The organism is Thiohalocapsa sp. (assembly GCF_019695415.1).
GTDB lineage: Bacteria > Pseudomonadota > Gammaproteobacteria > Chromatiales > Chromatiaceae > Thiohalocapsa.
The window spans coordinates 1-8457 of sequence record NZ_JAIFKJ010000259.1 but is presented as its reverse complement, the minus strand read 5'-3'; the positions used below and the strand labels follow the sequence as shown (position 1 = coordinate 8457).

Below are 8457 nucleotides of genomic sequence, written 5' to 3'. Positions count from 1 at the left end.
ACCTCCCCCGCCATGCCGAGCTCGGCGGCACCATCGAGAGCAGCGGGCAGCTCACCGAACAGGGTCCGGATCTCACTGTCCGCATCAGTGAGATCTCCGGTGAGTTGCGGGGCTACCCCGTGCGCCTTGCCGCCGAGCTCGGCATGGCGGGGGAGGTTGTCGAGCTGCGCAATCTCACCGCGGGGTCCGGCAGCGCCCGGCTCAGCGCCGCCGGCGGTCTCACCGGTGAGCAGCTGGACCTGCGCTTCGACCTCGCCTCGCCGGACCTGGCGGCGCTGCTGCCGGGCGCCAGCGGCAGTCTGGATCTGGCGGGGGAGGTCACGGGGACCGCAGCAGCGCCGCGCGTCCGGCTGAATCTGCAGGGTCGCGATGCCGAGCTGAACGGCCAAGGTATCGGGGAGGTCACTGCCAGCGCCGACGTTGGCCTCGGCCCGGGCGATGACTTCGATATCGACCTGAGCGGCAACAACCTGGTTGCAGGCGGCCAGCGCTTCGAGACCCTCTCGGTCCAAGGCAGCGGGCGCATGGATCGCCACCAGCTCCGTGCCGCCGCCAGCGGGGATCTGCTCTCGCTGGAGCTTGCCGCAAGCGGCGGGCTGGGTGCCGAGGGCGCCTACGCCGGCCGCCTCGACAGCCTACGCCTCGTGAGCGGGGATTTTGGCGCCTGGCGCCTGCAGCGCCCGGCAGGCCTCGCCTTTGGAGATGGCGCCGCATCGGCGGGGCCCCTCTGTCTCGGCAACGGCGAGGGCTCCGGGGGCTGTGTCGGCTTCGAGCAGCCGCAGCCCGGCCGCTTCGAGGTGTCGCTGGATGTTGACCATATCGACTTCGACATCCTGAATCCGCTGCTGCCCGAGCTGTTGGTGATGGAAGGCGGCGTGCGCGCCCAAGGCCGCTTCCGGGTTGAGGGCAATGTGCTCTCCGGCAGTGCCCGCATGGAGGTGCCCACGGGCAAGATCAACATGGCCTTGGGCGAGGATCAGGGACGCGATGTGCTGGTGTTCTCCGGTACAGGGCTCGACGTCGAGGCCGGCAGGGGCGGTCTGGACGCCCGGCTGAACCTGTCCGTTACCGACCTTGGCGGCGTGCGTGCCGCGGTGTCACTGCCAGGCTTCCGGCTCGACAGCGGCGCCGGGCAGGCGCTGCGGGGTGATGTCAGCGTCTCGCTGGACGGTCTCTCGCGCATCTCGAATCTGCTGCCCGACGTGACTGACATCACCGGCAATATCGACGGCGACCTTCAGCTCGCGGGCACCCTCGGTGGGCCGGACCTGCGCGGTGAGCTGCGGGCGCGGGGGCTTGGGCTGCAAGTTCCGCTGTACGGCTTCGCCATGTCCTCCGCGGATGTGACCCTCACGAGCCGCAGCGCGGATACGATCGCGCTGACCGGCGGCGCGGACATCGGCGCCGGCCGGATCGCCCTCGACGGCAACATCGGCCTCGGCGGCGGCGCCCCGGCGGGGGAGATCCGCATTCAGGGCGACAACCTGAAGATCTTGGACAGCAGCGAGTACTTCGCGCTCCTGTCGATGGATATGACCGTCGGCGTCGGTGTTGCGGGGGCCGCGGTACGCGGCACGATCGAGCTGCCGGAGGCCCGGATCAAGCCGCGCACTGTGCCGGAGGGCACGGTGCAGCCGTCTGCGGACGTGGTCATGGAGTCCCCGGCGGATCGGAAGGAGGCGCTGCCGCTCAGCCTAGACGTGCAGGCGCGGCTCGGTGACGAGGTCAGCATCGACGCCTTCGGTCTGCGCGGCAGATTGCGCGGTGCGCTGCGGGTGCTGAAGGCGCCGCAGGGGGAGATCCTCGGAGACGGGCAGCTCGAGATCGTCGACGGCACCTTCCGGGTAACATTGCCGGCACTCGGCGTGATGACCGCCATCGGCAAGCCGCTCACGATCCAGCAGGGCTTCGTGGTATTCGCCAAGACGCCCATCGGCAATCCCGGCCTGATTCTGAACGCGCAGCGCGAGGGCGGCGATGTCACCGCGGGCGTGCGGGTGCTGGGCACGCTGCGCAATCCCAAGCTCGCGTTCTTCTCGGAGTCCGATCCAAACATGACCCAGGCGGAGATCACACGGTACCTGGTGACCGGCATTCCGCCCAAGCGCGATGCGGAGGCGGACTCGCGCGCCATCGCCGTCGGTACCTATGTCGCGCCCAAGCTCTATATGGAGTACGAGGGTGCTACCGGCGACGCCGACGAAACCGTCAAGATGCGTTACGACCTGTCCAAGAACATCGAGCTGCAGACCGAGACCGGCGACAGCCAGGGCGCGGACATCTTTTTCAAGTTCGAGAACTGAGAGCAGGCGTGAACACAGCGCGTGCAGGCCGGCTTGATCTGAACGCCACGGACGCCGACCATTCTCGCTCTGCCTACCCTAGCTGATGCTTATGCCCGCAGACTTCGCGCATCTTGCTGTCACCGCCGCCCCGTCCCGGCGCCGGCCGCGCTTTGTGGTGTCGGCGCGGCTTGCGCGGCCCGGCCTGCGGTGGCCGCTCGCGCTGCTGGCCGCGCTGCTCGCGGCCCCGGCCGCCGCCGTGGAGCCCGCCGAGCCCGGCGTTGGGGTCATCGGCTTCGACCTCTGTGACCTGGATGCCCAGGGCCTAGTGGGTCCGCCCGACGGCAAGCGGGCGCTGGATTACGAGTTCTGCATCCCTGCGGGCGAGGGCTTCGCGGCCGAGGTGCAGTTCATCGATGGCAGCGCGCGCTTCCAGCCTGGCTCACCCGGGCGCATCGGCTGCGGGCCCGGGCAGGTGCTGGTGCTCGGCAATACCCATCGGCCGGACTTCGCTTTCGTGCTGCAGCGCCTCGCAGAACTGCCCTATGTCGAGCGCATCGAGCGGGCCTGGTTCGAATAAGCCGCGGCTCTGGACGCCGCGGCATTGGCCCGCCTGGCTCGCGGTGGGCTTCTTCTCCCTTCTGGCATGGCTGCCGTTTCCGCTGCTGTGGGCCCTTGGCCATGCGCTGGGGCGTCTCGGCTGGCTTCTCCTGCCCGGGCGGCGGGCTGTGGCCCGCACCAATGTGGCGCTGTGCCAGCCGCAGCTCGATGACCGCGCACGCGCTCGGCTGGTGCGCTCGCACTTCGGCTGGCTCGGTGTCGCCGCGGTGTGCCAGGGCCTGAGCTGGCATGCCGGACGTCGGCGCCTGCAGCGGATCGTGCGTATCGTGGGCTTGGAGCATGTCGACGCGCGTCTCCGCCACGGCCGGCCGCTGATCGTGCTGGTGCCGCACTTCGTGGGTCTGGAGCTTGGCGGCACCGCCTTCACCGCCCTGGTGCATCCCGGCATGTACATGTATCAACGCATCCGCGATCCGGTCCTGGATGCCCAGGTGCGCCACGGGCGTACCCGCTTCGGCAGCGTGCCGGTGGAGCGCAGCGACGATCTGCGCGCGCTGATCCGCCGCATCCGCAGCGGCACGCCGTTCTTCTACCTGCCGGACCAGGACCCGGGGCCGAGGCGCGGCATCTTCGTGCCCTTCTGTGGGGTGCCGGCAGCGACCGTGCCGACACTGGGGCGCATCGCCCGGCTCGCCGGTGCCGCGGTGATCCCGACCTTCGCGCGCTTTCTGCCAAGGGGGCAGGGACTGGAGCTCTGCTTCGAGGCGCCGCTCGCGGACTTCCCGAGCGGTGACGAGGCCGCAGACACGGCGCGCATGAACCAGGTCATCGAGCAGCGTCTCGCCAGCATGCCGGCACAGTATTTCTGGGTGCACAGGCGCTTCAAGACGCGCCCGGCGGGGGCGCCGCCCATCTATCCGGCGTCGCGCCGCCGCGAGCGGCGGCGCCTGGCGCGTCAGCGTGCAGGCGGTGTCGGACCATGAGCGAGCCGCCGAGCGCTCGAGCGGGCGGCCGCCTGCCGCGGCCGCCGCGTCTCGGCCGGCCACGGGACTGGCTGATCGGCATCACGTTGCTGTTGGGGCTGATCATCGCTGTGGAGCACCGGGTTGGCTTTCAGGCGCTGCTTGCGCCTTGGCGCACGATCTCGCCCGGGCTGCTCGCGGGTGCCTTCGCACTGACGGCGGCGAGCTATGCGTTGCGGGGGCTTCGGGTGTACGACTACTTCGGCCCACTGGTGGCGGGGCGCTTCCCGGCGGTGCTGCGGCTGTCGATACTGCACAACACGGCCAACAATCTGCTGCCGATGCGCGTCGGCGAGGTGGCTTTCCCTTGGCTCATGCGCCGTTATTTCGGTCAGGGGTTTTTGGCCTCCGGAGCGTCGCTCTTGTGGATCCGGCTCATGGACTTGCATTGCCTGGTGCTGGCAGCCGTCGTGGCGCTGTGGCTGCGGCTGCCGAGCTGGTGGTGGCTGCTGCTCGCTGTGCTCTGGTTGGCGCTGGTGCCGCTCGGGCTCGTCATTCGCCGCAGCGGTTGGATCATGCGATTGCCCTTCGGCCGTATGCGCGCCGTGCTGCGCTTTCTGCTGGACGCCGCTCCGGGGGAGACCTGGCGGCTGTATCGGCTCTATCTGTGGACCGTCCTGTCTTGGACCGCCAAGCTGCTGGCCTTTGCGCTGGTGCTCGGACACTTCGTCGATGCTGCCCTCTGGCAACGTTTGGCGGGCGTGCTGGGGGCTGAGCTTTCGAGCGTGCTGCCGTTCCACGGTATTGCCGGCGCGGGCTCCTATGAGCTGACAGGCATGGCCGCGATGGTGCCCTTGGGTGTGGGGGTCGAGGCTGCGCTGGCGGGCGCGGTCAACCTGCACCTGTTCCTGCTCGGCACCACTTTGCTGTTGGGCGCGGTGGCGCTGTTGCTGCCGGTGCGGCCGGGCTCTTGGAGCGGCGCTGCGGGGGCCGAGCACTGATGCACGGCTGTTGACAGGACATCCCTTTTACGTTCCATCGCTCTCGGTTGTGCACAGGTGAGCCGAGGCCGGGAGGTTTCGCTCCGGCCTCAGAGCTCGGCGCCGGTCGACATGACGAAAGCCCTTTTAGAACAATGATCTAGAGCGCTGGTCACGGACACTACAATCCAGCGCCTGGCCCATGTTTTCCAGGGTTTAGCGCCTTCTCACAAGTATTGTCCACAAGTTTGTCCACAGGGTCTGTTGGCGAATGCGAAGAATTGATGACGATCAAATGCCTTGCCTGTGACATGGAAGAACCTGTCTTAGGTATTGTCGCCAAGTCGCTGTTAAGGCATGCGCAGCTTCGGTGTGGGCTGGCATCGGTGCCGATTTCGTCCTTGCCCGCGTCGGTCACGGGCAGGTTCGGGCTATACTGGGGGGCTCGTCGGAGCGCCGTGCTGGCGCCGTGCGCACCACCATCTCGCACCACCGTCTTTAAGCGTATTCGTTGACCGGACAGCACCGTCCACCGCGACGTGCATCCTGCGACAGCCGCTGCCCGAACCGAGCCCCGGACTCCCTCTAACGTGATCGACAACCTCCGCAACATCGCCATCATCGCCCACGTGGATCATGGTAAGACCACGCTGGTGGACAAGCTGCTGCAGCAGTCCGGCACGCTCGGCGAGCGCTTCGGCCCCGTGGAGCGGGTGATGGACTCCAACGACCTGGAGAAGGAACGGGGCATCACCATCCTATCGAAGAACACGGCGCTCGACGTGTCTTTGGATGGCGCCAACTATCGCATCAACATTGTCGACACCCCCGGGCATGCGGACTTCGGCGGTGAGGTAGAGCGGGTGCTGTCGATGGTGGACTCGGTGCTGCTCTTGGTGGACGCCCAGGAGGGGCCGATGCCGCAGACCCGCTTCGTGACGGCCAAGGCCTTTCAGCACGGGCTGCGGCCCATCGTCGTCGTCAACAAAATCGACAAGCCGGGAGCGCGTGCGGACTGGGTCATCGATCAGGTGTTCGATCTGTTCGACCAGCTCGGCGCGAGCGATGAGCAGCTGGACTTCCCCATCGTCTACGCCTCCGCGATTCATGGGTACGCCGGGTTGGAGGATACGGTCTCCGGCGGCGACATGACGCCGCTGCTCGAGGCCATCGTCGAGCACTGCCCGGCACCAGACGTGGACCCCTCGGGGCCTTTCCGGATGCAGGTCTCGACGCTCGACTACAGCTCCTTCGTCGGTGCCATCGCCATCGGCCGCATCCAGCGCGGCAGCGTCAAGCCCAATCAGCAGGTCATCGTTGTGAAGCGCGACGGTGACCGCCAGCGGGCCAAGATCGGCCTGGTCTACGGCTATCTGGGCCTGGAGCGCTTCGAGGTGAAGGAGGCCGGCGCCGGAGACATCGTCGCCATCACCGGCATCGAGGCGCCCAACGTCTCGGACACCCTCTGCGACCCGGAGGCCGTGGAGGCGCTGCCGCCGTTGTCGGTGGACGAGCCGACCGTGAGCATGACCTTCCAGGTGAACACCTCGCCCTTCGCCGGGCGCGAGGGCAAGTATCTGACCAGCCGTCAGCTCAAGGATCGGTTGGAGCGGGAGCTGATCTCCAACGTCGCACTGCGGGTGGAAGAGGGCACGGACCCGGAGAAGTTCCGGGTGTCCGGCCGCGGCGAGCTGCATCTGTCCATCCTGATCGAGAACATGCGCCGGGAGGGTTATGAGCTCGCCGTGTCTCGGCCAGAGGTCATCTTCCGCGAGGTCGATGGCAAGATCTGCGAGCCCTATGAGCTGCTCACCGTGGACCTGGAGGAGACCAGCCAGGGCGCCATCATGCAGGCGCTGGGGGAGCGCCGCGGCGAGCTCAAGGACATGGTGCCGGACGGCAAGGGGCGGGTACGGCTCGACTACCAGATCCCGTCGCGCGGGCTCATCGGCTTCCAGACCGAGTTCATGACTCTCACCTCCGGCACCGGTCTAAAGCATCACATTTTCGACCACTACGGACCGGCGAATCAGGGCGGCATCGCGCCCCGGCGCAACGGCGCCATGATCTCCAACGCCCAGGGCAAGGTGCTGGGTTATGCCTTGTTCAACCTCCAGGAGCGCGGGCGCATGCTGGTCTCGCCCGGCGACGAGGTCTACGAAGGGCAGGTGGTCGGCATTCACTCCCGTGACAATGATTTGGTCGTCAACCCGCTCAAGGCCAAGCAGCTCACCAACATCCGCGCCGCCGGCTCAGATGAGAACATTCTCCTCACGCCCCCCATCAAGTTCAGCCTGGAGCAGGCGCTGGAGTTCATCGAGGACGACGAGCTGGTGGAGGTGACGCCCAGCGCCATTCGCATCCGCAAGCGCTTCCTGAAGGAGCACGAGCGCAAGCGGGCGGGGCGAGGTTAGCCGCGAGCCCTTCGCGACCGCCGCGGGCTCCGTCTATGGCGGAGAGCAGCGAGCTTCGAGGGGCGAGCTTCGAGGAAGAGAAAAGGCATCAGTAGGTTCTTCGCGCGACACTGTTCCCCAAAAGAGGCTTCCCAATGAGCGAATCCCAGGCCGACTGCCGTCGCTTGCCCTTCCTCCTCACCGTACTGCTGGCGGTGGTGCTCATCGGCATTGGCGTGCTTGCGCCCCGGACCGCGCTGCTCGGCCTGGATGCGGCACATTGGTCCCGCGCCCTCATCTTCGCCGGCAGCGGCATCCTGGCATTGGCCTACGTGGACGCCTTCCGCTCCCGCTGCATCCGCGTCTACATGAGCGTCACCCTGCCCATTCTTGCCCTCGCGTGTGTTGCCCCGCTCGCGGCTGTAGAGCGCGCTGCCTGGGGTGCGGCGGAGTCGCTGTGGATCAACGCCGCCATCGTGCTGGTGCTGCTGCTGGTCTTCCTGCACTTCTCGCTGCACACCATGCCGTCCGATTGGCGTCACGGCCTTACGCCGGTCGGCACCGCGCTCTTCGGCCTCGCGCTCGCGGCAGCCGGTGCCCTCTACTGGGAGTTTCGCGGCGGCGGTGCGGCGGCGGTGGACAAGACCCTGCCGCTGGCGGCGGATGCCGTGGGCATCTTGGTGGGCGCCGGGCTCTTCTGGCTGCTGATGAGCCATCGCCTGCGCCCCGAGGCGGCCTAGCGTCGTGCTGACACCTTTGCGCGCAGCGGTAACAAGGTAGAGCGCCGCAATGCTGACGCGTCTGCGTGTCGACGGCTTCAAGAACCTGATCGGCGTCGATCTGCCGCTCGAGCCCTTCATCTGCATCGCCGGCGCCAATGCCATCGGCAAGTCCAACTTGTTCGATGCAATCCTGTTTCTGCGCGGGTTGATGGATAAGCCCATCATGGATGCCGCGATGGCGGTCCGAGACGATTCCGGGTCGATGCGCGGATAGTCGAGGCCGTGCTGCAGCAGGTTCATCATCCAGGAACTTCAGAAACCTGACCCAGGTGAGCATCGGCAGGCGGTCGAGGTCGCCGTTCAGGCCCTTGTCCTTGCGCTTGATCTTGCGCGCGGTCTTGATGATGGCGGCGAGCTGCTGGGCGGTGGTCTGGGGCTCACTGGCTTTCGTCTGGCTCGGCATCGGTCTGCGCGTTGCCGGGCTTGCGGGTGACAAAGCGCTTTAGGGAGATGCTGATTTATTGGGCATCCTGCCCAAAAATCAGACGGAGCCGGAA

At 67.3% G+C, this 8457-nt stretch carries 7 protein-coding genes; all 7 read left to right on the top strand.

Annotation, left to right across the window (positions count from 1 at the left end; translation table 11 throughout):
- The coding region (locus tag I6U14_RS07500) for a translocation/assembly module TamB domain-containing protein (protein WP_296898166.1) at nt 1–2303 on the top strand (2303 nt) is incomplete at its 5' end.
- A 91-nt stretch (nt 2304–2394) separates the two neighbouring features.
- Nucleotides 2395–2862 (top strand): hypothetical protein, encoded by a 468-nt coding sequence (locus tag I6U14_RS07495; protein ID WP_296898164.1) that lies wholly within the window; start codon nt 2395–2397, stop codon nt 2860–2862.
- Entirely contained in the window at nt 2828–3826 is a 999-nt protein-coding gene (locus I6U14_RS07490) for a lysophospholipid acyltransferase family protein (RefSeq protein WP_296898162.1), read from the top strand. The genes I6U14_RS07495 and I6U14_RS07490 overlap by 35 nt, the downstream gene beginning before the upstream one ends.
- The gene (locus I6U14_RS07485; RefSeq protein WP_296898160.1) at nt 3823–4806 is read left to right on the top strand and encodes a lysylphosphatidylglycerol synthase transmembrane domain-containing protein; all 984 of its coding nucleotides are present in this window, start codon (nt 3823–3825) and stop codon (nt 4804–4806) included. The genes I6U14_RS07490 and I6U14_RS07485 overlap by 4 nt, the downstream gene beginning before the upstream one ends.
- A gap of 569 nt (nt 4807–5375) precedes the next feature.
- Nucleotides 5376–7199 carry a translational GTPase TypA gene (typA, locus tag I6U14_RS07480; protein ID WP_296898158.1) on the top strand — a complete coding sequence of 608 codons (1824 nt, stop codon included), beginning with the start codon at nt 5376–5378 and terminating at the stop codon, nt 7197–7199.
- Between the two features lie 134 nt (nt 7200–7333).
- The gene (locus I6U14_RS07475) at nt 7334–7918 is read left to right on the top strand and encodes a hypothetical protein (RefSeq protein ID WP_296898156.1); all 585 of its coding nucleotides are present in this window, start codon (nt 7334–7336) and stop codon (nt 7916–7918) included.
- A 49-nt stretch (nt 7919–7967) separates the two neighbouring features.
- Nucleotides 7968–8174 carry an AAA family ATPase gene (locus I6U14_RS07470; RefSeq protein ID WP_296898155.1) on the top strand — a complete coding sequence of 69 codons (207 nt, stop codon included), beginning with the start codon at nt 7968–7970 and terminating at the stop codon, nt 8172–8174.
- Nucleotides 8175–8457: the final 283 nt, after the last annotated feature.